We start from the raw sequence: 22,788 nt of genomic DNA, 5'->3' as shown, positions 1-22,788 counted from the left end.
CCGACCGCGGTCTGTGCCTCGGAACGGCCAGGTCCCGTACGGTGAGCTCGTGGACGCCTACGAAGCCGCGCCACCACCTCCGCTGACCCGTTGGCAGTCGAGGTGGCGCTACCTCTTCGCCGTCATCGCAGGCGCCGTCTTCTGGGTGGCAACCCTCGCCAACGCCTACGACTGGGTCCTCCGGCCGTATCTCGTCTTCGACCTCTGCCTCGGCGTCGCCAGCGTCGTGTTGATGCGCTGGCGCCGGCGTTATCCGTTGCCGGTCGCCCTGCTGGTGAGCGCGATCGGGGCCCTTTCGTCCGCGGCATCGGGAGCGGTGGTCGTCACTGCCTTGTCCCTGGCGACGCGACGGAAGTGGCCCGAGATCGTGCCGCTGGCGGTGGTGGGACTGGTCGCCTCGATCGTGTACTTCGAGACCCAGCCCGGCCAGGAGGGCCTGGCGATCTCGGTGACGTTCACCCTGGTCTTTGTGAGCGCGGTCATCGCGATCGGCATGTATGTCGGGGCTCGGCGAGACCTCCTCGCAACGCTGCGCGAGCGAGCCGATCGCGCCGAACGCGAGCAGGATCTGCGCGTCCAGCAGGCCCACGTCACCGAGCGGGCCCGGATCGCGCGAGAGATGCACGACGTACTGGCCCATCGCCTGTCGCTGGTCGCGTTGCACGCGGGCGCACTGGAGTACTGCCGCAGTCTGAGCGACGACGAAGTGGCCAACGCGGCGGCAATCACCCGGCAGAGCGCCCATCGAGCCCTCGACGATCTGCACGAGATCCTCGGCGTACTGCGGACGCTCGAACCGGACGCGCCACCGGAGCCGCCGCAACCGACGCTCGTCGACCTGCCGGCGCTGGTCCGGGAGGCCACCGGATCGGGCGCGAGAGTCCGGCTGCACAACCAGATCGAGAACCTGGCTGACGCGCCCGAGGCGGTCGGCCGCAACGCGTACAGGATGGTCCAGGAAAGCTTGACCAATGCCCGTAAGCACGCACCGGACACGGCCGTCGACGTCACGCTGAGCGGGCGGCCGGGTGGGCAGCTGATGCTGGAGGTACGCAATCCGCTGCGACTTGGCGCCGCGGTGACTACTACGCCCGGCTCGGGTCTCGGCCTGCTCGGGCTCACCGAGCGCGCCGAACTGATCGGTGGCCGCCTCGAGCACACGAGCGCCGATGGAGACTTCGTGGTCCGCGCCTGGCTACCGTGGCCGGCATGACCGAAGCTGCCGGTGACCCGATCCGCGTCGTGATCGTCGACGACGACGCGCTGGTACGGACCGCCCTCGCGATGATCCTGCGCGACGACGCCGGGATCGAGCTGGCCGGCGAAGCGGACGACGGTCAGGCCGGGCTCGACCTGGTCGCGCGGGTGGCGCCGGACGTCGTACTGCTGGACATCCGGATGCCGCGCCTGGACGGTCTCGAGGCGCTCAGCCGGCTGATGAGCCGGCCGGCGCCACCCAAGGTGATCGTGCTGACGACCTTCGACGCCGACGACTACGTACTACGTGCGCTTCGCGATGGCGCGAGTGGGTTCCTGCTCAAGCACACCCCACCCGCAGAGATCGTCGCGGCCGTCCACAAGGTGGCGGCCGGCGACCACATGCTCTCCCCCAGCGTGACCGCCCAGCTGATCGCTCGGTTGCGGGAGACCGACCCGGAACCGCGGCGAGCCCTCGACGCGCAGGCTCTGACCGGGACCCTCACCGACCGCGAACGCGAGGTGGCCATCGCCGTCGGCGAAGGGAAGGCGAACGCCCAGATCGCCGCGGAGCTCTACCTCAGCATGGCGACGGTCAAGGCACACGTCTCCCGCATCATGGTCAAGTTCGCGGCCACCAACCGGGTCCAGATCGCCAACCGCCTCCACGACGCCGGCCTGCTCTGACCGGCTTCATCGCCCGGCGCGGTACTCCGCGACTCCGGCGACGCGATGTCAGAGAAGGTGGAGTTTGTCGAACGGGGAGACTACGCGCAGCAACCTGCCGCCACCGAGGTCGACGACGACCGCGTGGGTGCCCTCGACGGCGGTGATCCGCCCGAGGCCCTCCTTGTCGTGGGAGACCCGGTCACCTTCTTCGAAGGTCTTGACCGGCTCGGGCACCCGAGGCTTGAAGGGACTCGTGGACAGGTGACGACGCGTCGTCGCGCGGGAGGGCTCCATCAACCCCAGTATGCCCCTAATCCCCAGCGTCCGCCTGCCCCGGCCATCGCCGTCGACGGCTCAGCGACCGGCCAGGAGCAGTGCCCAGGGTGCGGGCCAGTGATTCTCACAGGGGCGACGGGAGTCGTTGACGGGTCAGGATGCGGGCATGAAGCGACCCCTGATCATGCTGATCGCTGCGGTGGTGCCCGCCGCCGCGATCATCCTTCCCGTAGCGTCCAGTGCCGCGGCCGACAACACCGCCGCTACGACAACCTGCTCCCCCGTCCCGGTCGCCGCGCCTTCCGGCACGAAGGTGGTGTCGGTCGACGCCGTGGCCAGGCCGGGCGGCGACTTCACCTTCCCGAACGCCTACCCACCCGCCGACCCGATCACCGACGTACCGGCCTGGTGTGACGTCCGCGTCGTCGTGACCCATCCCGGCGCGAACGACACCGTCACCGTCAAGATCTCCCTCCCCCAGGACCCGAACAACTGGAACGGCCGGTTCCAGGCGACCGGCGGCAGCGGCTACTCGGCCGGCGACATCAGCGAACTCAGCATCCCGCTGATCGGCGCCGTCAAGAAGGGGTACGTCGGCGCGGCCACCGACGCGGGCGTCAAGGACGGCCTCGACGCCAGTTGGGGGCTCACCGCGGACGGCAAGACCAATACCGGTCTGCTCACCGACTTCGCGTCCCGCTCGGTGCACGACCTCGCCGTGATCGGCAAGGACGTGACGGCGAAGTTCTACCAGCGCGCCGCGAGCTACTCGTACTTCACGGGTTGCTCGACCGGCGGCCGCCAGGGGTACGCCGAAGCCGAGTACTACCCGACCGACTTCCAGGGCATCCTCGCCAACGCGCCCGCGGTCGACTGGAACCGGTTCGAGATCGCCACTCTGTGGTCGCAAGCGGTCTTCAACGAGGAGCACGTCGCACCGACCAAGTGCGAACTGGACGCGTTCACCAACGCCGCGGTGGCTGCCTGTGATCCTCTCGACGGGGTCAAGGACGGCGTCATCGACAACCCGTCGAACTGCACCTGGGACACGCGTCGGCTGATCGGCACGAAGGTGCTCTGCGACGGCAAGGAACTCACCATCAGCAAGGCGCTCGCCGTCGCTGTCAACAAGCTCTGGGCCGGCCCGGTCACGCCGTGGGGCAGGAAGCTCTGGTTCGGCCAGAACAAGGGCTCGTCCTTCGACTTCATTGCCTCTTACAACAAGCCGTTCACCGTTCCGGACCAGTGGGCCAAGTACTTCGTGACGAAGAACCCGTCGTTCGACAGCACCAAGCTCACCTACGCGTCCTTCGAGCGACTGTTCACCTCGGCGACCACGCAGTACGACGCTGTCATCGCCGACAACAACCCCAACCTGTCGAAGTTCGCCAAGGCCGGCGGCAAGCTGCTGACCTGGCACGGTCAGTCCGACCAGCTGATCCCGACCCTAGGCACCGTCCACTACCGCCGGCAGGTCGACGCCTTCTTCGGCGGAACCAAGCGCGTGGACGACTTCTACCGGCTGTTCCTGCTGCCGGGTGTCGATCACTGCGGCACGAAGCTCTACAGCACCGGTCCCCTGGTCGATCCGGGCGCCGACCTCGACGCCTTGGTCAACTGGGTCGAGAAGGGTGAAGCACCGGCCACCCTGCCGGTGACATCGCCGGACGGCACGACCACCCGCGACATCTGCCGCTATCCGATGGTCAGCCACAACTCCCACTGCATCACGCCCTGACCAACTGCGCAGCGACGGCCCCGGACGATGATCCGGGGCCGTCGCCTTTCCCTGCAGAACAAGGCGATTTCGTCAGAGGCGATCGGCGTCGATCACTGCACGCGCGAAGTCGTGCGGGGCCTCTTGGGGGACGTTGTGGCCGACGTCGAAGGTGCGGTGCTGGTACTTGCCGGTGAAGTGGTCGCGGTACGAACTGCCGTTGCCGGCGGGCGTGAACGGGTCGTGCTTGCCGTCGACGGTGATCGTCGGCACCGCGATCTTCGGGGCGTTCTGGAGCTCGGCTTCCAGCGCGGCGTACTCCGGCTCGGGTGGCAGCAGGCTCTGCCGCCACCGATAGTTGCCGATGACAATGGCTTCGTAGTCCGGGTTGTCGAAGGCGGCCGCGGTGCGTTCGTAAGTAGAGGCGGCGAAGTTCCACGTCGGTGAGTTGAACTTCCAGATGAATTCACCGAGTTCGCGCTTGTACAGGTGCAGCCCTTTCGCCCCTCGCTCGGTGGCGAAGTAGTACTGGTACCACCAGGCGTTCTCGGCCGCGGGCGGGAGCGGCATCAGGTTCGCCGCCAGATTGGTAATCAGATAGCCGGTCACCGACACCAGCGCTTTGACCCGCTCCGGCCACAACGCGGCGACGATGTCCGCGGTCCGCGATCCCCAGTCGAAGCCGGCCAGTACCGCGCGTTCGATCCCGAGCACGTCCATCAGCGCGAGCAGGTCGAGCGCGAAGGCGGCCTGGTCGACGTGGCGCGGGGTGGACGCCGAGCGGAACGTCGTACTGCCGTGGCCTCTCAGGTACGGCACGATGACGCGGTAGCCGCGCGCGGCGAGCAGCGGCGCGACCCGCTCGAAGCTGTGGATGTCGTACGGGAAGCCGTGCAGCAGTACGACGGGTGTACCGCGCGCCGGCCCGAGCTCGACGTACCCGACATCGAGAACACCCGCCACGACCTGCCGCACGGGCCCGAACGGACGACCCTTGGTCGCATAGGCGGTGCCGGCTGTCACTGCTGGGACCCCGCCTGCCGCAAGCGCCGCGACCCCGGTGGTCCGCAGGAACTGCCGCCGGCTTTGACCGTGGGAACTGCTGGTCGACATGAGAAAACCCTTCCGCTGGTGAGGAACGTTTCGATTCAGCTCCACACTCCCCCGGCCGCCGCCGAGCCCGCGCCCGTAGAACACCCTGGCGCACTCACCCCGGGGGCCGGGGCAGGTCATACACGTTGTAGTCAGCCGATAACACAGAATGATGAACGGTGGGCAGCGGTGATTGTTCAGATGGTGTTTGCCTGCGGGCCGCCGGTGCCGTGAAGGATCAGGCCGCAGTACGACCGACTTCAATGCAAGGAGCTCCGCCATGTCCCTCGATCGCCGTTCCGTCCTGCGGGGTGCCGCCGTCGGCGCCACGGGTGTCGGATTCGCCGCCGTCGGCGCCGTCCCCTCGCTCGCCGAGGCCACGCCCGCGCCCGCCTCGCGGCCGTACCCGACGAACCGCCCGTTCCCGCCGCTGATGGACGACCCCCAGGGTCTGCTCGCGCTGCCGCCGGGCTTCAAGTACACCGTCGTCACCCGGGCCGGCGAGACCAAGCTGAAGAGCGGCCAGCCGACCCCGGAGCTGCACGACGGTACGGCGGTCTTCGCGGCCGGCCCCAGGAGCTACACGCTGATCCAGAACCACGAGATCGGCGCGAACTCCGCTCTCGGCGTACCGCAGATCCCGGGCACCGTGTACGACGAGGGTGTCGGCGCGGCCGGTGGCTGCACCGTGATCTCCGTCGACTGCGACGGCAAGAACCACGGTGAGTGGGTCGGCATCTCCGGCACCCTGACCAACTGCGCCGGCGGCCCCACTCCTTGGGGCACCTGGATGACGTGCGAGGAGACCGAGAACAAGGCCAACGGCACGACCCGGCTGAAGGACCACGGCTACGTGTTCGAGGTCTGGGGTGACGGCAAGACCGCTCACCCCGTGCCGCTCAAGGCCCTCGGCCGCTACGCCCACGAGGCGCTCGCGATCGACCAGGACCGGCAGCACATCTACCTGTCCGAGGACGCGTCGGGCCCGAACGGATCGTTCTACCGCTGGAGCGCCCCGGCCGGTTACCGGCTCGGCAAGGAAAGCTGGAAGGACCTGCAGAACGCCGGCTTCGGCAAGCTCGAGGCGATGGCCATCCTGGGTGACGACGGCAAGCCGATCCCGGACGTCGCCTACCTGACCTCGGCCCAGTTGCTGCGGCCGTTCCGGGTCGCGTGGGTGCCGGTGCCGGACCGCGACGCGGTCACCGTGTCGACCCGCAAGCAGTTCACCGACGGCCAGGTCACCCGCGGCAAGAAGTTCGAGGGCGTCTACGGAACCCACGACGGCGTTTACGTCGTGAACTCCTACGCCAAGTCCGGTACGACGGATGTGCCGGCCGACGCCGTACCGCACGACGGCATGGTCTGGTTCTACAACTACAAGTCGAAGACCATCCAGCTGGTCACGTACTTCCCGTCGAACCCGGCGGCGGAGAACGGTGTCGGCTACGCGGACCTGAACTTCGACGGGCCGGACAACGTCACCGTCACCCCGTGGGGCTCGCTGATCCTCGCCGAGGACGGCAACGCGAGCAGCCACGTGCTGAGCGCGACGCCGGGCGGCCCGACGTACGCGATCGCCCGGAACATGCTGAACGACTCCGAGTTCACCGGGCCGACCTTCTCCGCGGACGGCAAGGTGCTGTTCGTCAACATCCAGACGCCCGGTATCACGCTGGCCATCACCGGCCCCTGGCGCGACTACCTCGGCTGAGCAGCCAACGCCGAAGAGGTGACACGGCTGACCGTGTCACCTCTTCGGCCGCGGGAGTCCTACTGGCGGACGTCCTACTGCGAGATGTCCTGGACGACGTCGCCGGTCGCCGCGTCGGGCATGGCGCGGGCGATGTCCGCCTGGGCCAGCATGCCGACCAGGTCGTGGCCGTCGATCACCGGCAGCCGGCGGACCTGATGCTTGCTCATCGTCGCCAGTGCCTCCTCGATGCTGTCGTCCGCGCCGATCGTCACCGGCTTGCCCTGCCCGAACTGGCCGGCCAGCGCCGTCGCCGGGTCACCGCCGTCGGCCAGGCACCGGACCACGATGTCGCGATCGGTCAGCACGCCCTTCAGCCGGTTGTCCTCACCGCAGATCGGGAGCGCGCCGACGTCGAGGTCGCGCATCTTGCGAGCCGCGTCGACCAGTGTCTCGTTCTCGCCGACACACTCGGCACCGGCTGTCATCAGATCCCGTGCTTTGGTCATCGTCTTCAACTCCTCACCGAACTCTGCTGGCTGCTCTACGGACAGCCCTGCGGTTCCCCTCCGCAGCCGATCGAAACCCCCGCGATTCCCCTGGCAGGCAACAACAAATCGCTGCGCCGGGAGACAGTGAAGGAAGCTAGCGGGCGTCCTGGTCGAGGAGGCGGTTCACCGAGCGTTCGACGACGGCGCGGGTCTTGTCGTCGTCGAGGTCGGTGCCGACCTTTTCGACCGCATCCGCGATCGTCCGTCCGTGTTCGTACTGCTCGACGACCCTGGGATCGACATAGGACGCACGGGCGACCGTCGGGGTGTTGCCGAGATGGTCGGAGACCTCTTCCAGCATGTCCTTCACCGCGGCGTTCAGCGCCTTCTTGGTGGCCGGTGGATCCGCTTCGGCCAGGTCGACCGCGGCGTGCACGGTGGCGGTCCAGGTGCGCAGGTCCTTCACGGTGTAGTCGTCCCCGACCAATTCGTGGAACCGGTCGTTGACCATCCCCGCGTCGATCTCGTGGTACCCGGACTCGTCGCGGTAGACCAGCAGCCGCGGGCTGTCGTGGCGAGCCCGCTTGAGCGACCGTACGGCGGCCACCAGGCGGTCGTCGTCCAACGAGATCTTGCGCTGCTGGCCGCCCTTGGCCACGAAGTCGAAGACGACCTGGCCCTTGCTGACCCGGACGTCGTCGCGCAGCAGCGTGGACGCACCACGGCTGCCGTACTCCTCGGCGTACCGGGTGTTGCCGGTGCGGAAGACACCGTAGTCCAGCATTCTCAGCGCGACCGCCAGAACCTTGCTCCGGCCGAGCCCGTCGGCACAGAGGTCCGCGTCGACGGCCTCGCGGAACGCGGGTAGCTTGCGCGCGAGACGGCGTACGCGGTCGTGTTTGTCGTCGTCCTGTGCCGAGCGCCAGTCGTCGTGGTACAGGTACTGCCGCCGGCCGGCCTGGTCGGTGCCGATCGCCTGGATGTGCCCGTTCGGGTAGGGGCAGATCCACACGTCGCGCCAGGCGGGTGGGATCGCCAGCGTCCGGATCCGCTCGATCACGTCGGCGTCCTCGATCCGGCCGCCCTCGGTGTCGTGGTAGCTGAAGCCGCTGCCGCGGCGCCGGCGGGTGTACCCCGGCTTGTCAGGATGGCTTCGACGCAGTCGCATGCCGTCCCTGTACCCGGGCCGATTCACGGCCGGCCGGAGACGTTTCCAAGCCACTGCCAGGGGTACCGCGGGCCATGGACGAAAAGCACGTGGTGGTCACCGGCGGGGCCGGATTCCTCGGCAGTCATCTGTGTGAACGCTTGCTCCAGCAGGGCCACCAGGTGACCTGTCTGGACAACTTCCTCACCGGATCCCCCGGCAACGTCGCCCACCTGCTCGACAATCCCGCCTTCACCTGCACCCGGACCGATCTGACCGAGTTCGTGCACGTCCCGGGCCCGGTCGACCTGATCCTGCACTTCGCGAGTCCCGCCTCGCCGATCGACTATCTCCGGTTGCCGATCCAGACCCTCAAGGTCGGTGCCATCGGCACCTGGCACGCGCTCGGCCTGGCCAAGGAGAAGGGCGCCCGCTTCCTGCTGGCCAGCACGTCGGAGGTGTACGGCGACCCGCAGGTCCATCCCCAGCCGGAGTCGTACTGGGGCCACGTGAACCCGATCGGCCCACGCGGCGTGTACGACGAGGCCAAGCGGTACGCCGAGGCGCTTACCACCGCCTACCGGACCAGCGAAGGCCTGGACACGGCGATCGTGCGGATCTTCAACACCTACGGTCCCCGGATGCGACCCAGCGACGGCCGCGCGATCCCGACCTTCATCCGGCAGGCGCTGGCCGGCGAACCGCTCACCGTCGCCGGCGACGGCAGCCAGACGCGCTCGGTCTGCCATGTCGACGACACGGTCAGCGGCATTCTGGGGCTGGCCTTCAGCGCGCACCCGGGTCCGGTGAACATCGGCAACCCGGACGAACGCTCCGTCCTGCGCATCGCCGAGGACGTGATCGCGGCAACCGGCTCGCAGTCGGCCATCGAGTTCATCGATCGCCCGGTCGACGACCCCGCCGTACGACGGCCCGACACCACGCTGGCCGAGCAGTTGCTGAGCTGGAAACCCCAGGTGGACTGGCAGGAAGGGCTCAGTTCGACGGTTGCCTGGTTCCGTGACGCACTTGATCCCGAGCGGCCTGCAGCACTTCAGGGACGGTGATCCGAAGCAGGGCCGCGTCGGGTTGATCGGCATGCGGGTCACCCGGCGCCTCACCGTGGTACAGAACGGTATGCCGGTCCAGATCGATCGCAGGACCCCACCACAAGGGCGGCGTGGGGCCGAACAACGTCACCGATCTGGTTCCGACCGCGGTGGCGAGGTGGGCAACTCCGGTGTCGCCGGACAACAGCACGGCCGCTGCGGCGACCCGACCAGCCAGCTCTTCAACAGACAAACGTCCACTCAGATCCTCCGCGCCTGTTTCCCGAGCCAGGAAAGCGCACAACTCCACTTCCGAACCAGTCAGTACTACGTGGTGCGAGTCCTCGCGCAGTTCCCGGATGACCTCGATCCACCTGTACGGCGGCCATTGCCGAGCGACGCTGGCTGCTCCTGGATGGACCACGACCGCTTCGTCCGGCGCGGCCTGGACAGGAAGCCGGAGATCCTCGCGAGAACACGACCCCACCAACCGGCACCAGCGATCCACCTCATGCTCATCGAGACGCCAGCGGCTACCGCTGCGATGACCCGCGGCGGCACAGTTGAACGCCACCAGGTGGTCCGGACTGCTTGCCTGCAGCAACAGATGGCTCTCCGGCCCGCGACCGTGCAGATTGACAGCGGTGTGCCGGCCGAGCGAGCGCCCGGGCGGCGGCCCGGACAGCCCGTCGGTCGGCACCACGTCGTCGACTAGTCCCAGCCCACGAAGCCAGCCGGACACGGGTTGCCGACCGGCCAGGAGCAGCGGGCGGTCGCCGTACAGTCGTCTGAGGCCCCTCAGCGCCGGGACGCCCGTCAGCGCGTCACCGAGGCCGAGGGCCCGCAGGATCAGGACCGGCCGGGGCACTACGGCCAGGAGGGTTCGACGGACGGGCAGATCACCAGTTCGCGGATCTCGACGCCGGCCGGCTGACCGAGCGCGAAGACCACGGCGTCGGCGACGTTGGCGGGATCGTTGAGCATGGCGTCCGGTCCGGGCTTGTACTGCTCCGGACGACCGTCGAAGAACGCCGTCTGCATGCCACCTGGCACCAGCATGGTCACGCCCACCCGCCCGGCCGTCTCGACGGCCAGCGCCCGCGTGAACCCGACCACGCCGAACTTGGAGGCGCAGTACGCCGTTGCGTCGCTGAGGGCTCGCAGCCCCAGGGTCGACGCCACCGTGACGAGCCGCCCGCGGGTCCGCTCGAGACGTGGTACGGCCGCTCGAGCGATCGCCGCCGTACCGATCAGATTGACGTTGATCACCCGGACCCAGTCCTGCAGGTCGACCTCGTCGATCCGGCCGCAGGCGTCGACCCCGGCAGCCGTGACCACCCCGGTCAGCGGGCCGCCGAGTTGCTCCTCCGCGGCCGCGAGCGCCGCTTCGGCGGAGGCGGGATCGGCGAGGTCCGCCTCGACCCAGCCCACGTCGTCGACCGGCTTCTGCCGATCGACGGCGACGGCGGTCCCGCCGTGTTTGCGTACCGCGCGAACGACGGCGGCGCCGAGTCCACTCGCGCCACCAGTGACGGCTACTCGGTCCAAACTCATCGGGTGCTTCCTTTCTCGAGGATCGCGGTGGTCGAGCGGCCCGGCAGGTACGGCATCAGGACGACTCGGCCACCCCAGCTGGTCACCAGAGGGTTCTCGGGCAACATCTCGGCGGTGTAGTCGCCACCTTTGGCCCAGACATCCGGGCGCAGTCGCTGCAGTGCCGCGCGGGGATCGTCGTCGTCGAAGACGACCACGGCATCCACGCACCGCAAGGAAGTGAGGACCCGGCACCGGTCCTCCGTCGAGTTCACCGGCCGGCCGTTGCCCTTGAGCCGCCGGACACTCTCGTCGGAGTTCAGCAGGACGACCAGCGCGTCGCCGAGACTCCTGGCGGCCTCGAGCGATGCGATGTGGCCGGCATGCAGGATGTCGAAGCAACCGCCTGTGGCCACCACCGTGCCGCCGGCTGCACGCACCCGCCGTACCACGGCCTCGGCATCAAGGCTCTGCCCCACAGACGCCGTCTCCGAAGTCGCCTGCACTCCCCCGGCAGCAAGCCAGTCCGCAGTGTCCTGTACTGCGGCTTCGACCGCCTCGCTCGTCGTCGCGCCCGCCCCGAGCTTCGCAGCGACCGTGCCCGCGAACCGGTCCCCCGCTCCGCAACTGTCACCGCTATATCTGAACGGCACCGGCGTGAACTGGGCCTGCGCTCCCCCGCTCGCCGTGAACACGCCATTGCTGCCGTCGGTCACCGCGACCGACCAGGCCTGCCACCGCTCGCGAAGCTCCACGGCCAGCCGGTCGGGATGCTCGACCCCCGCAGACCCGAAACGAACGGCCTCGGCCTTGTTGGGTGTCACCACCGTCGCCCCCGCGACCGGCTCGGCTCCGCGCGGATGCGGGTCCCAAACCAGTGGCCGGCGACCTGCCCAGTCGGTGAGAACACGCCGTACCTCTGGGTGGTTCAGGACGCCCCCGCCGTAGTCGGACACGAGCAGCGCATCCGCTTCTTTTAGAGCCGCTTCCAGGGCAGCCACGTCGCAGCCGCCATCACTGCTCGCCGACGCCTCGACGTCCATCCTCAACAAGGACTGCCCACCGCTGCGAATCCTGGTCTTGCACCGGGTACCGGGTGAGGTCAGCACCGATGTCACCGGGATCCGCTGCGTCAGCAGGTTGAGCAAGCGCTTCGCCGGCTCGTCATCGGCCAACGCGGTCAGCAGGTGCACCGAGACCCCAGGCCTGTCCAGCAGGACGGCCGCCAGCCCCGCGCCACCGGCCCGGTCGCTTTCCGACCCGATCTCGACCACGGGAGCCGGAGCATCCGGCATGATGCGCCGTACCTCGCCCTCGATGTCCCGGTCCAGCAGGACATCTCCCAGCACGACGACGCGCGCGGTCATCGGGACACCTCGGCGGCCTGATCCGCCCAGCGCACCGATGGCAGATGCCGCTCGACCGCTGCGCAGAGCGCGTGGACGGCGATCAGATGGATCTCCTGGACCGCGGTCGGCGCCGCCGTCTCGACGGCCAGCGTCTGGTCGGCCAGGTCCGACAGCGGACTCCGGCCCGGCCCGGTCATCGCCCAGACCTGCATCTGCCGATCGCGTGCGTCAGCCGCGGCGGCCAGCAGGTTCCGGCTCCGGCCACTCGTCGACAGCAGGATCAAGACATCGCCGGGGCGGCCGTGCGCCCTGACCTGGCGGGCGAAGATCCCGTCCGGGCCGAAGTCGTTGCAGATCGCGGTCAGGCTGGACGTCTCCGCGTGCAATGCGATCGCCGGCAGCGGCGCGCGGTCGCTCTCGAACCGGCCGACCAGCTCGGCAGTCAGGTGCTGCGCCTCGGCCGCGCTCCCACCGTTGCCGGCGGCAAGCAATTTGTGACCGGCGACGAATGCGGTGGTGAGCTGTTGCCCCCAACTGTCGATCAGCCCGGCCTGCCGGTCGAGGCTGGCCAGGCCGTTGCGCAGGTGGCCGAGATGCTCTGCGACGGTTCCGAAGCGCGCCATCAGGACACCCTCCCGGTGATGACCGACGCGCCGATGCGCCGGTAGATCTCCTCGGTGGCAGCGGCGACTCGCGGCCATGTGTAATGACGCCGTACCCGGGCAGCTCCTGCTCGGCCGAGCCGTTCACGCCGGCCGGGGTCGGCCAGCAGATCGCGCAGTGCCGCCGCGAGCCGGTCGGGATCCCGAGGAGGAACCAGGAGTCCGGTGACGCCGTCGACCACGGTGTCGAGCAGGCCGCCGACTGCCGCACCGACCACCGGCCGGGCGCAGGCCATCGCCTCCAGCGGCACGATGCCGAACGGCTCGTACCACGGTGTGCAGGCCACCACGTCGGCCGACAACATCAACCCCGCGACGTCATCGCGAGCAACCGGACCGATGAACCGCACCCGGTCGGCCACCCCGAGCCGATCAGCCTCGGCACGCAGTCTGCGCACTTCAGGATCGTTGTCGAATGCAACGACTGGACCGCCGGCCACCACCAGCTCGGCACCGGGAACCTCCGCCAGCGCCGCGATCACGGTGTCGACACCCTTGCGCTCGACCAGCCGCCCGAGAGACAGAATCCGCCCGCCCGGCCCACTTCGCCACCACCGGTCGTCGGCAGCACCACTGAACAGCTCGACCCCACACGGTACGACGTGCAACGACTCGGCCGGCGCTCCGAGCTCCAGCAGTTCGCGCACCTCGTCCGTCGCGGTGGCGATCACCGCGTCCGCAGTACGGGTCAGTCTGGCCTCGATCTCCAGGCGGCCGGGCGGGCTGGTGTCCCGATCACCTTGATGGCGTCGTTTCACCACTCCCAGGGCGTGGAAGGTCTGCGCGAACGGGAAGGCGGTCAGCCGGCGGGCGTGCTCGCAGGCGAGACCGGACATCCAGAAGTGCGCGTGCACGACATCGGGGACGGCGGACGACCAGCGTGCGCCGAGCCATCGGCCGAACGCCGGCATGTACGGCAGCAGGTCGTCCTTCGCGACCGGTTCGGGCGGTCCGGCCGGCACGTGGACGACCTCGACGCCGGGTCCGAACGGGACCCGCTCCGGGAGCGTGGCGTCGTCGCGGCGGGTGTAGACCTCCACGTCGTGGCCGCGATCAGCCAGAGCCGACGCGAGCGCGGCCACGTGGACGTTCTGCCCACCGGCGTCGGCGCCGCCCAGGACAGCCAGCGGACTCGCGTGTTCCGACACCAAAGCGATCCTCATCGGCAGACCTCCTTCAACAATCCGTCCCAGTCATCCAGGAAGCGAGTGAGTCCGAACTGCCGCAGCGCATGGGCGCGCGCGGCCTGACCGCGCGCCCGCGCCTCGGCCGGATCCCGGCGCCAGCGCTGTGCGGTCTCGATCAACCGATCGGGGGCGGCGCTGACCAGACCGGCCTCCGGTGGCACCGCTTCGTAGGCGGCGGTCGCGCCCACCGCGAGCACCGGCAGCCCGAGCATCATCGCCTCGATCAGCGAAAGCCCCAGGCTGGTCCAGCGATAGGGATGCAGGTAGCCGAAATGGCGGCCCATCCGCTCGTGCAGCTCGGCTTGCGACAGGTCGTCCACGCGAGCCAGTCCAGGGATCCGGGCCGGCAACTCCGCGGTACCCATCCCGTAGACGCTGACCGGGACCTGCTCGGTGACGCGGGCGACCAGATCGGTACCGGCCACCCGCCACCGGCGTACCGGTTCGTTGATCGCGGCAACCAGTGAGTCGTCGTCGCCGACGTAACCGTAGCCGTGGTCGGGAACGCCGTGCTCGATCACGAAGGCCGGCGCGATGCCGTTGTCCCAGACCGTCCGGTTGAACTCGGTGACATGCACGATCGGCACATCCGCCCGGGCCGCCAGCGGATGCTTCCACTCGGCAACGTCTCCCCGTGGCGTGTTGTGCTCGACATACACAGCCGGTACGCCGTGCCGCCCCAGCGCGCGCCCGGCCCAGCGCGCGAACAACTCCACCTCGCAGGGGCGCTGCAGCAGCACCACGTCGAGGTCGGTGGTTCGCAGCGCCTCGGGAGTGATCTCGCGGACCGTGTCCGGCCAGTCGTAGGTCTGGGCCCTCCCTTTGCCGTCCGCGCTGCGATCGGGCAGCACCGGAACGTAGTACTCGTGCGGCCCTTGGACGAAGGACGTCATCCAGGCCGCGTGCACATGCCAGGCGAGGATTCTCATCCTGCCACCTCCTCGATCAACTTGCCGACGGCAACGACTACCTCGTCGGCGGCGATGCCACTCAGACAGGGGTGACCCGGGATCGGGCACTCGCGTGCCCTGCTGCCGCGGCACTCCGCCTGCTGATCGCCGAGCAGGATCGAAGGGACCTGCCACGGCGCCCACTGGCCGGCCGGGACGACCGGGGCGAACAACGAGACCACCGGCGTACGGACGGCGGCGGCGAGATGGGCCGGCCCCGTGTTGCCGACGACAACACAGGAGGCGGCCCGCAGTACTTCGGCCAGCCGGCCGTAGCCGGTCTGACCGCCCAGGTCGATTCCGTTGCTTCCAGCAACCACCTTGGTCAGGTCCCGCTCGGCCGGTGAGCCGGTCACCACAACCTCGTGGCCGGCTGCCACCAGCGCGTCGACCACGTCGGCGAGCCACTGCGGGCCGGCGGCCCGGGCCGGTACCGAGGCGCCGGGGTGAACGACGACGTACGGGCGCTCCGGCTGTTCGGCCGGCCTGGTTCGGCGCACCGCCAGACCGCCGTCGTCGCCGGGCGGCAGTTCGTACCCGGCGGCCCTGACCAGCGAGAGTTGGCGGACGACCTCGTGGTCGGCCGGCGCGCGGTGGCGGAGGTCGAGCAGCGCACCCGGGTAGTCCTCGGAAGCGGCCGCGACGTTCTGGATCCCGGCCATCCGCAGAATCAGGGCCATCGGCAACGAACTCTGGTGGTACGAGGTGAGCACGAACGCCGCACCGAGGTGGGCCAGCGACAACACCTCGATCAGGGTTTCCACGCTGCGCCGATCCACGGCGGGCGGGCGGAATCCGGTCCACGGACAAGGCCAGACAAGGAGGTCGTAGATACCCGGTAGCAGCCGGGCCGCCTGCTCTCCGGACGGCGCGACCAGCAGCACGACCCGGTCGGTCGCCGCGACGGCCCGGATCGCCGGACCGGCGAGCAGAACGTCGCCGTCGTTGTCGAGCCGCGTGATCAGAACCGTTCGCATCAGCGACCTGCCCCGGAAGCGGCGAGGACGTGATCGACCGCGGCGGCCAGATCGGGGGCGGTCGTGCGGGCGGCCAGGATCTCGTCGGTCCTGGTCTGCCGATTGGGCACCAGGACGGACCGCGCACCGGCCGCCTCGGCAGCGGCGAGATCGGCCGCGATGTCGCCGATCACCACGATCTGACGCGGCGGGACGCCCAGTTCGGCAGCCGCCGACAGGACCAGCCCCGCCGCCGGCTTACGGCATGCGCAGCCGTCGGCCGGCGCGTGCGGGCAGACCTGCCAGGTCTGGAAGGGGCCGATCAGATCGTCGATCCGGCGATTCACCTCGGCCACCTGCTCGGCCGTCAGCAGCCCGCGGCCGATCCCGGACTGGTTGGTGACGACGCCGACCTGCAGGCCGGCGGTGCGCAGTCGCTCGACCGATTCGCGGGCGTGCCGAACCAGCTCTACCCGCTCCGGATCGCCGTTGTAGGGAACGTCTTCGACCAACGTGCCGTCCCGGTCGAAGAGCACCGCGCGGACCGGTCCGGGCCACGCCGTACTGCGCCGGTGCCGCCATGCTCCTCGCAGTCGATGCCAGACCGCGGCGAAGGGCAGTACCACGGAGGTCGCCGTCATCCGCGCGATCTCATCGGGAGTGCGTGGCCCCGGTGCGATCCGGCGAGCGATGAGCTCAAGCGTCAGCCCCAGCCACGCGACTCCTCCCAGTCGCCGGTACTTCGTCGCCAGAACCGCTGCCGCGACAGTCGCCACGTGTGCTTTGAAGCGTCCCGGCGGGCATTCGGCCAGCCGACGCCAGTGGCGGCCGTAGATCGCCCGCATCAGGGCGTCGTCCGCATTGCCGCGTTGCACGCGGACACTGACCCAGAAGCCTTCACGACGCACGGGATGGATCACGTACCGGCCACCGCGGGTCAAGATCCAGCCGGCCCGGCGGATCCGGAGCGCCAGTTCGGCGTCCTCGCGGTAGGCCCGCGGGAACCGCTCGTCGAAACCGTCGACATCCTGCAGAGCCTGCCGGCGGTACGCCATGTCGGCTGTCGCCCACCGCGCGGTCTCGAGCCCCGCCGTAGAGCGCTCCCAGTCGGTGCTCGGCCGATCCGTCGGTCGCGGTACGACGATGGCGCCCTGGATCCCAGCCGTTGAAGGGGCCGCGCTCTCGAGATCCGCGAGCAGGTCCTCCGACCAGGTGCCGGAGAGCCGGACATCGTCGTCGAGGAAGGCGATCCACTCGGTGTCGGCGGCCCGCCAGCCGAGGTTCCGCGCGCGGGCCGGACCGTGGCCGCCGGCCTGCAGGATCGTCGCGTCGACCGGCAGGCGGCCCTCGGGTTGGCGCCGGTCGTCGACGACATAGATCGCATCGGGATGGTGGACCTGAGCAGCCAGGTCGTCCAGCAGGTCGAACAGGCCCTGCCTGCCGACCGTCGGAATCACCACCGACCAGGTTGTCATCGGAACGCCTCGGCCCGGCGGACGACGTGAGGTCCCAGCACCAGCAGGCCCACCGGCGTCGAGCCGAACAGTTCGAGCGCGTCGGACGGACTGTCCACCATCGGCCGGCCGGCCGTGTTGAGGCTCGTGTTCACCAGGACCGGCAGGCCGGTTCGCCGCTCGAACTCGGTGAGGAGTTGCGCGAGCAGCGGCTCGTCGGCCCGGTCGACGGTCTGGATCCGCGCTGTGCCGTCGACGTGCACCACTGCCGGGATGCGCTCTCGCCAGGCCGACGCGACCTCGTGCACGAACAGCATGTACGGGCTCGGCAACGGTCCGTCGAAGATGGCCGCCGCTCGCTCCGCGAGAACCAGTGGCGCCACCGGACGGAACTGCTCGCGTCCCTTGATCTCGTTGAGTCGCTCCAGATTCTGCCGCCGGCCCGGATGCGCCAGCAGGGACCGATGACCGAGCGCCCGCGGCCCGTACTCCGAACGCCCCTGGTACCAGGCGACGATCTGGTCGTCCGCGAGCGCCTGGCCGACCACGGCGGCCAGGTCGGCAGGCGTTTCGAACGGCAACGCGGCCTGCCGGAGACGAGCGGCCAACGCGTCATCGCTCCAGCCACGCCCGAGCGCTGCCGTCGGCATCGGGTCGGGCCGACCATCGGTCGCGCTGAGATGGAGCGCCGCGCCGAGCGACGTACCGGCATCTCCTGCGGCGGGCTGCACCCAAACGTGGTCGTAGGGACCCTGCCGGGCGATCACCGAATTGGCGACGCAGTTCAGCGCGGTGCCGCCGGCCATCGTGAGCGCCTTTGCACCGGTCTGTTCATGCAGCCAGCCGGTCAGTTCCAGCAGAACTTCCTCCAGCCGGCGCTGGACGCTGCACGCGAGGTCGGCCTGGGCGTCGCTCAGCTCCATGCCGTCCTGCGCCTTGGGCGCGTACGCCGACCAGTCCACCGGCTCGGTGACGAACCCACCGTCGCCCGTCGTCCGGACCAACTCGCGAAAGTCCGCCAGGTGCCGCGGCTTTCCGTACGACGCGAGCGCCATCACCTTGTACTCGTCGCTCGAACGCAGGAAACCCAGGTGCTCGGTCAGGTCCTCGTACAGCAGACCGAGCGAGTGCGGCAGGTCCTGCGTGGCGAGGATCTGCAGCTCAGGTCCGTCGTACAGACCGGCCAGGTGGGACGCCCGCTCGCCGCGACCGTCGAGGACCAGACAGGCGCTGCGCTCGTACGGCGCAGCCAGGCCGGCCGATGCCGCGTGGGCGACGTGATGAGGTACGAACCGGACCTTGTCCGGATCGAGTCCCGGCAGTGCGGCCGCCAGGAACCGCGGTGCCCGGCGGGCATAGTCGAGCCGGGTCGCGTCGCCCGGGTCGGAGACTCCGAGCCCGGCCAGGTCTACGCAGAGTGACGGGTCGAACGAGTATCCGACCGCGTCGAGGTCTTCAGGTCGCAGGCCGGCGGCGTCCAGGCACCAGCGCATGGACTGCTCGGGCAGTTCCCACGCCGACCATGGAACCGGCCGTTTTCCGTGCTTGCGCCGACTGAATCGTTCCTCTTCGGCGGCGGCCACCACCTGTCCGTCGACGACCAGTGCGGCCGACGGATCGTGGAAGATCGCGTTGACGCCCAGAACCCGCATGTGCTTGACCTCCTTCACCCGGGGGAGCAGCGGAGGTACCCGGCCGAAACGCTCGTACACGTCGAGTAGCGCTTCTTCTCGATTCGCGCCCGAACCGCTACAGCCTGATTCGGTTCGCGGAAGCTGGGTACGGGGGCCCGATCCGGCCCGTGGCCCAGCCCTTCGCCACACTGCCGGTTCGGCGAGTGGGTGTGCTCCATGGCCATCAGCGATTCAGTTCCCCAGCCCGGCACTTCCGTCCGGCACCAGGCGCGTCCGCTGCGCGATCAGCAGGCCACCGAGGTGGAGCGCCTGCTGCGACTTGCCGCAGGCGCACCGGAGTACCAGAAGGCGCGTCTGCTCGAAGAAGCCATCCTGGCGGGTATGCCGATGGCGCGTACGCTGGCGGCGCGGTACTGCCGGCGAGGAGTGGACACCGAGGACGTCCACCAGGTCGCCTGCGTCGGCCTGGTGAAGGCGGTGCGCGGGTACCGGCCCGGCGACGACACCGACTTCCGGTCGTATGCGCTGCCGACGATCCGCGGCGAGATCCGCCGGTACTTTCGCGATCGGGCCTGGATGGTCCGGCCGCCGCGCAACATCCAGGACGTGCAGTCGGCGATCAACGCCGCCGAGGGCGAGTTGGCCCTGCTGCTGCAGCGCTGGCCGACCGCCGACGACCTCGCCACCGCGCTCGACCTCTCGGTGGCCGAGATCCTCGACGCCCAACGGGCCCAGGGCTGCTTCCACCCGACCTCGCTCGATGCCAACGTCGTCGCCTCACCGACGCTGTCCCTGGCCAACACCATCGCGGACGAACGCGACACCTACGAACTCGTCGACGACGTCGAAGCACTGCGGCCAGTGGTCGCGGACCTGCCCGACCGGGCGCGGCTGATCCTGCACCGGCGGTTCGTCGAACATCGCACCCAGGCCGAGATCGGCGCCGAGATCGGCGTCAGCCAGATGCAGGTGTCCCGCCTGCTCCACGAGATCATGCAACTCTTCCGCGCCGCCCTCACCGCTTGAGCCATGGACAGGTTGCACAAGTTCCGGCCGCGCAGAGGTTTGTCGCGGGCGTCTGCGGCTACCCCGATGTCATGAGCAACCACCTCGCGTCAGCCGATCCCGCGAATCCGCGAGGGCGGATGTCCGTCGGCGATCGGGTCGTGCTGCTCGCCGCGGTTGTCGTTCTGGCGGTGAGCGGGATTTGGCTCGCTGCCTCTACGGCCACTGCGGCTAGCAACAGCAGCGGCGACAGCGCGGCGGTAACGGTCGCCTCAGTAGCGGCTGCCAGCCCGAGCCCGCTCCCGGCCGGCGACAGCGACGGGGACGCGAACGACTGGACCGGGACGCCGTTGGTCTTCGTAGGTCTGCTTGCAGTGTTACTGGTTGCCGCCAGCGTGATCGTGGTTCGCTACCGAAGTCACCGCAACAAACCGGACCGGGAGCAACGATGACCGAAAAGTCCTTCCGCAAAGGCGATGCCGTGGAGTGGGACAGCCACGGCGGTACTGCGCAAGGGAAGGTGGAACGCAAGATCACCGAGCGCACCGAAGCCGGTGGCCGCACGGTCGACGCCTCTCCCGACGAACCGCAGTACCTCGTCCGGAGCGATAAATCGGGTGGCACCGCCGTCCACAAACCGTCGGCGTTGCGGCGGATCGGCAAGAAGTCCTGATCACTTGACCGAACAATTGCACACCTCTGGAGGCGATGATGAGTTTTGATCGGCCTGGCGTGAATGAGCAGAAGACCGTCAGCGATACCGAGGTCAACGACGCGCTGGAGAACGGTGACACCGAGACGGAGTTGGCGGATGTCGACAACGTCGAGCACGACGACGGCCGGCGTTCGCCGGGGCCCGTCGAGAACGACGAACGGCAGCCGCCTAGTGAGCAGGACGTCACCAGCGGCGAGCGGGGCAACCCGGTCGAGCCACCTGACTGATCAGGCGTGGAACCGGCCGCTGGCTGGGCGGAATCGAGGAAGCCAGCGGCCGGGTCTTCTTACCGGAGTTCTGCGTCAGCCCCACCAGTAGAAGTGGTAGCCGCCACCGCGGTAGTAGATGTGGGTGACGATGTACTTCTGCCCGTAGTCGAACCATTTCTGCACGCAGCTGGTGTAGTCGTAGCCGCACGCGACCTCGCCTTCGGACTGGACGCCGGTCGTGACGGTGGTCTGTGCGTGCGCCGCGGTCGTGGTGCCCACGACGGCCGTTAATGCAAGCCCGGCGGCCGCGATCAGTCGTGTGAAAGTACTCATGAGGTGGTTCCGCCCTTTCGTCCTCGGCAGTTGCCTTGCGCAACATCGTTACGCTCTGTTCCACCGCCGGTACCCTCTGCGATCAGGCCTAATCACCTCCGGCAGATGATCAGCTGTCGGCACCCCGGCCCGTGCGGGCCTGCAACTCGTCGATCAGCCGGGACGCGTCGGCCTTGGTGAGCTCGGCCGGCACCTCGACGCCGGCTTCCTGCGCCAGCGTCTCGAGGTACGACGCCTGCGGTCCGGTCATCGGCTCGTCCCCCGTCGTCCAGTCCTCGGGATCCTTCTCGGGCACCGGATTGACATCCATGATTCCTCCTGTCGAACAACCGCTCGATTACTGGGCACCCCGGTACCCAGGCCGGCCGCGCTCAATCAGGTCAATGGACGCATGAACGTGCGGTCGTACCGCAGCACACAGCCGCTCTCGTCCCGGATCTTGTCCGCGGCGACGAAATCCGGATCGACCCCGAAGAGCGCCCGGTACTTCTCGTACTCCGCCAGGCTCGGGAAGCTGAACAAGGCCAAGGCCCGGTCGCTCGCCCCCTCCGACGGCAGGTAGTAGCCGTGGTGGGTGCCGCCGTGCCGGCCGACCAGCTCGATCCAGCGCCGGCCGAACTCCTCGAACGCCTCGATCTTCGCCGGATCGATGACGTACTCGACCACACAGGTGATCATCCCGAGCCTCCTTCTCGTCGGCTGTCGAGTGCCCGGCGTCCCGGGCCGGAAACCCCACCCGCGTGGCGGCGCACCCGCCGGGGTACCGGTCGGTCGTGACGAGCGTTGGCCGGCCGTGACCAACCAGTACGGCGTACCGCCTCCCCCGCGTAGCGCGTTGACGCTGCGCCTGGTCCTCGCGACCTTCGGCCTGCTCGTCTGCGCCGCCGCGGCAGTCGTCTTCGCCGTGCTCGACCTGCCGCTGCCCCTGATCCTCGTCGCGGCCCTGCTGGCCGTGGTAGCCGCCGTCGACCTCGTCGTCATCACCCGCCGCAAACTCCACGGCGAACCGGGCTGACCCCGATGCCCCGCGGCAACTTCGTGGTGCGTTAAGCCGGCTCTTCGTCGCCGAGTTCGGTGAAGAGAGTGAGCTGGATGCCGCCGGGGGTTTCGAGGCGGGCGTTGAGGGAGTTCCAGGGCGTTCGGGTGGGCTCGGCGATCACGCTGGCACCTGCATCGGCAAGCTGGGCGGTGACGGCGGCGGAGTCGTCGACCTCCAGCGCGACGCGAAACTTGCCCGCCACCCGGCGGCCGACCTCCACCTTGTCGATGAAGTCCGCCTGGTTCGGGTCGGCGATCTCCAGCGTCGCCCGACCTGCCTCCAGAATCATCACCCGGCCGTCCTCGGACGAGTACGACTCACGCTCGGCCAGCCCCAGCACGTCGCGGTAGAACGCGACCGCCTCGTCGTAGTCCGTCGCCGTGACCACCAACCGAAGTTCCTTCACACCCATCCGACAACCTCCAGGTCGA

The 22,788-nt window shown here is 69.1% G+C and carries 27 protein-coding genes; 10 read left to right on the top strand and 17 right to left on the bottom strand.

Features of this window, described 5'->3' with window-relative positions:
* Window positions 1-49 precede the first annotated feature (49 nt).
* Together DIZ26_RS06265 and DIZ26_RS06260 are read left to right on the top strand one after the other, a co-directional pair.
* On the top strand, window positions 50-1,213 hold the full coding sequence (locus DIZ26_RS06265) for a sensor histidine kinase (protein ID WP_157979604.1): 1,164 nt from the start codon (window positions 50-52) through the stop codon (window positions 1,211-1,213).
* Window positions 1,210-1,884: a response regulator gene (locus DIZ26_RS06260; protein WP_112239100.1), complete on the top strand. Its 675-nt coding sequence runs from the start codon at window positions 1,210-1,212 to the stop codon at window positions 1,882-1,884. The genes DIZ26_RS06265 and DIZ26_RS06260 overlap by 4 nt, the downstream gene beginning before the upstream one ends.
* A gap of 48 nt (window positions 1,885-1,932) precedes the next feature.
* Here DIZ26_RS06260 and DIZ26_RS06255 read toward each other — a convergent pair whose 3' ends face one another.
* Window positions 1,933-2,160, bottom strand: coding sequence for a hypothetical protein (locus tag DIZ26_RS06255; RefSeq protein WP_112238721.1), 228 nt, complete (start codon window positions 2,158-2,160; stop codon window positions 1,933-1,935).
* A 148-nt stretch (window positions 2,161-2,308) separates the two neighbouring features.
* Here DIZ26_RS06255 and DIZ26_RS06250 point away from each other — a divergent pair, with 148 nt between their 5' ends.
* Window positions 2,309-3,880, top strand: a complete 1,572-nt coding sequence (locus tag DIZ26_RS06250) for a tannase/feruloyl esterase family alpha/beta hydrolase (RefSeq protein ID WP_112238719.1) — start codon at window positions 2,309-2,311, stop codon at window positions 3,878-3,880.
* Window positions 3,881-3,952: 72 nt separating this feature from the next.
* On the opposite strand, the gene DIZ26_RS06245 is transcribed toward DIZ26_RS06250, so the two are convergent.
* A complete protein-coding gene (locus DIZ26_RS06245; RefSeq protein ID WP_112238717.1) occupies window positions 3,953-4,972 on the bottom strand; it encodes an alpha/beta fold hydrolase in 1,020 nt (339 codons plus the stop codon).
* Window positions 4,973-5,231: 259 nt separating this feature from the next.
* Here DIZ26_RS06245 and DIZ26_RS06240 point away from each other — a divergent pair, with 259 nt between their 5' ends.
* Window positions 5,232-6,665, top strand: coding sequence for an alkaline phosphatase PhoX (locus tag DIZ26_RS06240; protein ID WP_112238715.1), 1,434 nt, complete (start codon window positions 5,232-5,234; stop codon window positions 6,663-6,665).
* A 74-nt stretch (window positions 6,666-6,739) separates the two neighbouring features.
* Here DIZ26_RS06240 and DIZ26_RS06235 read toward each other — a convergent pair whose 3' ends face one another.
* Both DIZ26_RS06235 and DIZ26_RS06230 read right to left on the bottom strand, forming a co-directional pair.
* On the bottom strand, window positions 6,740-7,153 hold the full coding sequence (locus DIZ26_RS06235) for a CBS domain-containing protein (RefSeq protein ID WP_112238713.1): 414 nt from the start codon (window positions 7,151-7,153) through the stop codon (window positions 6,740-6,742).
* A 136-nt stretch (window positions 7,154-7,289) separates the two neighbouring features.
* Window positions 7,290-8,303, bottom strand: a complete 1,014-nt coding sequence (locus tag DIZ26_RS06230; RefSeq protein WP_112238711.1) for a DNA topoisomerase IB — start codon at window positions 8,301-8,303, stop codon at window positions 7,290-7,292.
* A gap of 74 nt (window positions 8,304-8,377) precedes the next feature.
* On the opposite strand from DIZ26_RS06230, the gene DIZ26_RS06225 reads away from it, so the two are divergent.
* Window positions 8,378-9,349, top strand: a complete 972-nt coding sequence (locus DIZ26_RS06225; RefSeq protein WP_112238709.1) for a UDP-glucuronic acid decarboxylase family protein — start codon at window positions 8,378-8,380, stop codon at window positions 9,347-9,349.
* Here DIZ26_RS06225 and DIZ26_RS06220 read toward each other — a convergent pair.
* The 9 genes from DIZ26_RS06220 to DIZ26_RS06180 are packed head-to-tail and all read right to left on the bottom strand — an operon-like array spanning window position 9,279 to window position 19,074.
* Window positions 9,279-10,199 carry a glycosyltransferase family 9 protein gene (locus DIZ26_RS06220; protein WP_112238707.1) on the bottom strand — a complete coding sequence of 307 codons (921 nt, stop codon included), beginning with the start codon at window positions 10,197-10,199 and terminating at the stop codon, window positions 9,279-9,281. The genes DIZ26_RS06225 and DIZ26_RS06220 overlap by 71 nt on opposite strands.
* Entirely contained in the window at window positions 10,199-10,885 is a 687-nt protein-coding gene (locus DIZ26_RS06215) for an SDR family oxidoreductase (protein WP_112238705.1), read from the bottom strand. Before DIZ26_RS06215 ends, DIZ26_RS06220 begins: the two co-directional genes overlap by 1 nt.
* Window positions 10,882-12,231: a PfkB family carbohydrate kinase gene (locus DIZ26_RS06210; protein WP_112238703.1), complete on the bottom strand. Its 1,350-nt coding sequence runs from the start codon at window positions 12,229-12,231 to the stop codon at window positions 10,882-10,884. Before DIZ26_RS06210 ends, DIZ26_RS06215 begins: the two co-directional genes overlap by 4 nt.
* A complete protein-coding gene (locus DIZ26_RS06205) occupies window positions 12,228-12,836 on the bottom strand; it encodes a D-sedoheptulose-7-phosphate isomerase (RefSeq protein WP_112238701.1) in 609 nt (202 codons plus the stop codon). Before DIZ26_RS06205 ends, DIZ26_RS06210 begins: the two co-directional genes overlap by 4 nt.
* Entirely contained in the window at window positions 12,836-14,038 is a 1,203-nt protein-coding gene (locus DIZ26_RS06200) for a glycosyltransferase (protein WP_112238699.1), read from the bottom strand. The genes DIZ26_RS06205 and DIZ26_RS06200 overlap by 1 nt, the downstream gene beginning before the upstream one ends.
* Window positions 14,035-14,991, bottom strand: a complete 957-nt coding sequence (locus tag DIZ26_RS06195; protein ID WP_112238697.1) for a glycosyltransferase — start codon at window positions 14,989-14,991, stop codon at window positions 14,035-14,037. The genes DIZ26_RS06200 and DIZ26_RS06195 overlap by 4 nt, the downstream gene beginning before the upstream one ends.
* On the bottom strand, window positions 14,988-15,989 hold the full coding sequence (locus DIZ26_RS06190) for a glycosyltransferase family 9 protein (RefSeq protein ID WP_112238695.1): 1,002 nt from the start codon (window positions 15,987-15,989) through the stop codon (window positions 14,988-14,990). Before DIZ26_RS06190 ends, DIZ26_RS06195 begins: the two co-directional genes overlap by 4 nt.
* Entirely contained in the window at window positions 15,989-17,443 is a 1,455-nt protein-coding gene (locus DIZ26_RS06185; RefSeq protein WP_112238693.1) for an HAD-IIIA family hydrolase, read from the bottom strand. Before DIZ26_RS06185 ends, DIZ26_RS06190 begins: the two co-directional genes overlap by 1 nt.
* Window positions 17,440-19,074, bottom strand: a complete 1,635-nt coding sequence (locus tag DIZ26_RS06180; protein ID WP_112239099.1) for a carbamoyltransferase family protein — start codon at window positions 19,072-19,074, stop codon at window positions 17,440-17,442. Before DIZ26_RS06180 ends, DIZ26_RS06185 begins: the two co-directional genes overlap by 4 nt.
* Before the next feature lie 198 nt (window positions 19,075-19,272).
* Between DIZ26_RS06180 and DIZ26_RS06175 the strand changes: the two genes are divergently transcribed.
* The 4 genes from DIZ26_RS06175 to DIZ26_RS06160 all read left to right on the top strand — a co-directional run bounded on the left by DIZ26_RS06175 (window position 19,273) and on the right by DIZ26_RS06160 (window position 21,003).
* Entirely contained in the window at window positions 19,273-20,082 is an 810-nt protein-coding gene (locus DIZ26_RS06175; protein WP_112238691.1) for a sigma-70 family RNA polymerase sigma factor, read from the top strand.
* A 71-nt stretch (window positions 20,083-20,153) separates the two neighbouring features.
* Complete coding sequence (locus tag DIZ26_RS06170) at window positions 20,154-20,513, top strand: hypothetical protein (RefSeq protein WP_112238689.1); 360 nt, start codon at window positions 20,154-20,156, stop codon at window positions 20,511-20,513.
* Entirely contained in the window at window positions 20,510-20,734 is a 225-nt protein-coding gene (locus DIZ26_RS06165) for a hypervirulence associated TUDOR domain-containing protein (RefSeq protein ID WP_112238687.1), read from the top strand. Before DIZ26_RS06170 ends, DIZ26_RS06165 begins: the two co-directional genes overlap by 4 nt.
* Window positions 20,735-20,772: 38 nt before the next feature.
* Window positions 20,773-21,003, top strand: a complete 231-nt coding sequence (locus tag DIZ26_RS06160; RefSeq protein ID WP_157979603.1) for a hypothetical protein — start codon at window positions 20,773-20,775, stop codon at window positions 21,001-21,003.
* Window positions 21,004-21,078: 75 nt separating this feature from the next.
* Here the strand turns inward: DIZ26_RS06160 and DIZ26_RS06155 are convergent, their stop codons facing one another.
* From DIZ26_RS06155 to DIZ26_RS06145, 3 genes are all read right to left on the bottom strand, one after another.
* Window positions 21,079-21,318, bottom strand: coding sequence for a hypothetical protein (locus DIZ26_RS06155; protein WP_157979602.1), 240 nt, complete (start codon window positions 21,316-21,318; stop codon window positions 21,079-21,081).
* Window positions 21,319-21,427: 109 nt separating this feature from the next.
* On the bottom strand, window positions 21,428-21,628 hold the full coding sequence (locus DIZ26_RS06150) for a DUF3072 domain-containing protein (protein WP_198675937.1): 201 nt from the start codon (window positions 21,626-21,628) through the stop codon (window positions 21,428-21,430).
* 65 nt (window positions 21,629-21,693) lie between these two features.
* On the bottom strand, window positions 21,694-21,996 hold the full coding sequence (locus DIZ26_RS06145; RefSeq protein WP_112238658.1) for an NIPSNAP family protein: 303 nt from the start codon (window positions 21,994-21,996) through the stop codon (window positions 21,694-21,696).
* A gap of 115 nt (window positions 21,997-22,111) precedes the next feature.
* On the opposite strand from DIZ26_RS06145, the gene DIZ26_RS06140 reads away from it, so the two are divergent.
* On the top strand, window positions 22,112-22,333 hold the full coding sequence (locus tag DIZ26_RS06140) for a DUF6343 family protein (protein ID WP_112238656.1): 222 nt from the start codon (window positions 22,112-22,114) through the stop codon (window positions 22,331-22,333).
* Between the two features lie 31 nt (window positions 22,334-22,364).
* On the opposite strand, the gene DIZ26_RS06135 is transcribed toward DIZ26_RS06140, so the two are convergent.
* Window positions 22,365-22,769 (bottom strand): VOC family protein, encoded by a 405-nt coding sequence (locus tag DIZ26_RS06135; protein ID WP_112238654.1) that lies wholly within the window; start codon window positions 22,767-22,769, stop codon window positions 22,365-22,367.
* Between the last annotated feature and the right edge of the window lie 19 nt (window positions 22,770-22,788).

The organism is Kribbella monticola, from assembly GCF_003261635.1.
Taxonomy (GTDB): Bacteria; Actinomycetota; Actinomycetes; order Propionibacteriales; family Kribbellaceae; genus Kribbella; species Kribbella monticola.
This window is presented reverse-complemented; position numbering and strand designations above follow the sequence as displayed.